At 45.3% G+C, this 1,537-nt stretch carries 2 protein-coding genes; one reads left to right on the forward strand and one right to left on the reverse strand.

Going from position 1 to position 1,537, the window contains the following annotated elements:
* Positions 1 to 555: 555 nt before the first annotated feature.
* The gene (locus KDK14_RS20960; RefSeq protein ID WP_257267194.1) at positions 556 to 825 is read left to right on the forward strand and encodes a hypothetical protein; all 270 of its coding nucleotides are present in this window, start codon (positions 556 to 558) and stop codon (positions 823 to 825) included.
* A 466-nt stretch (positions 826 to 1,291) separates the two neighbouring features.
* Here KDK14_RS20960 and KDK14_RS21920 read toward each other — a convergent pair whose 3' ends face one another.
* Positions 1,292 to 1,399 carry a hypothetical protein gene (locus tag KDK14_RS21920; protein WP_373691134.1) on the reverse strand — a complete coding sequence of 36 codons (108 nt, stop codon included), beginning with the start codon at positions 1,397 to 1,399 and terminating at the stop codon, positions 1,292 to 1,294.
* Positions 1,400 to 1,537: the final 138 nt, after the last annotated feature.

Genomic DNA, 1,537 nt, shown 5'->3' on the forward strand with positions numbered 1-1,537 from the left:
GTACCAGCCCAAGTAGCCAGAAATATACGATTCCATATGGCCAGCTACTTATGAGGTTGATGAGTACGACAATCAAATCCAGAATCAACAACCGGCGGCCCCGGTTTTATTAAGCAAATGTCTTTTTATCAGTATAAATGTCAGTTGTCATGCATAATTAAAAACCTGATCCAGATTTTTTGAAAAACGCGGTTGGCCAGAATTGGTGTTCACGATGGGCCAGAATATGCAGCTTGAGTGTTTGTTCATTCCTTGCTACTTTTACTCGGTCTTTTGTAGACCTACCGTCGGGCAGACGGGATGTTAAGCAGGGCGGTCCCCTGCCTGCGGAGTTCGTGTGAGACTTGGGGAGCATGGGGCCAGGCGCCCCCACCTCTTCCCTGAGCTGCGGACTGTGAAACAGAAACGTTCTTGAGCGATCAAGGACCCTCGCCCGATAGGGCGGGGAGTGTCAGATTTGATTGCCTTTTTGGACGAAAACCAGATGATCCTTTTGGGAACTATTTGATGTTTTTTTAGTCTACATATAACGAATGCTCAAGGAGGATTATCTAAATGACCGAATTTCCCAAATTGATTTATAAAGAGACTGAACCACAGGTGGTTCCTGATCTCAATGATCCCAAATCCCTTGAAACGAGCTTGCCCATAGTAATTTGGCATGGCAAACAAGTTCAAATTAAGCAAATTTGCCTCGCGTACATCGAACTGGGTAAAGATAACGAATCTGTCCATAAAATAGCACTCAGAGTATCTATGCTTGAAATTATTGCTCAGATAACCAAGTCACATCCACATTATCTCCCAAGTTTTTTTAAGTTATAGAACCTGATCACTTCCCACTGGCATTGGTCGCTGGTTTAAACCGCAACCGATGCTGCCTGGGAGGCTGTTTGAGCAAATGGCGTTGGAATTTCAAATGCCAGGGCGCTTTTGAATGCAACGCTCGTTTCTCACACCTCACATTTATAGGGTCTTCCGCCGGTGCGCGTGTGTATTGTCAGGAGCCACCTTCAAACGAAAGCTCTTCTCACCATGCCCACACTGAAAAGACTTCTTGACACTGTGCAAGACCTTTGTTGAATTTTATGTCTGAGCATCCGGTTCATTTATTTTTATTTCTGTGAAAATACCACTATTTCCGGATTCATCAAAATGTGTTTGGATGGTGAGACAAGAGCGAGTGCGCCACGCCTGGCGAAGTATTAGGTCGACGAGTAAGACAATCAGATCCAAAATCAACATACGGCCCCGGTTTCATTATGCAAATATATTTTTATCAGTATAAACGTCAATTGTCATGCATAAGAAAAGGCTTGACCCCGGATTTTTGCTCTTTATTGCCGCCAGCTGTCCGCATGACCTCTGCGATCTCTGTGTAGCCATTCTTGACAGCCAGGTGAAGAGCCGTACTGCCACCTTTTCATTAACAAAAGAGAGATCCCTGGCCAGCAGCTCCTCGACGATCCTTGTGAAACCATTTCTAGGAGGCTGTCCGAGAATAGCGCCCGTAGCGAGGATGGCAGAAAATTGAGGA

It is taken from the genome of Endozoicomonas sp. ONNA2, from assembly GCF_024606365.1.
GTDB lineage: Bacteria > Pseudomonadota > Gammaproteobacteria > Pseudomonadales > Endozoicomonadaceae > Endozoicomonas.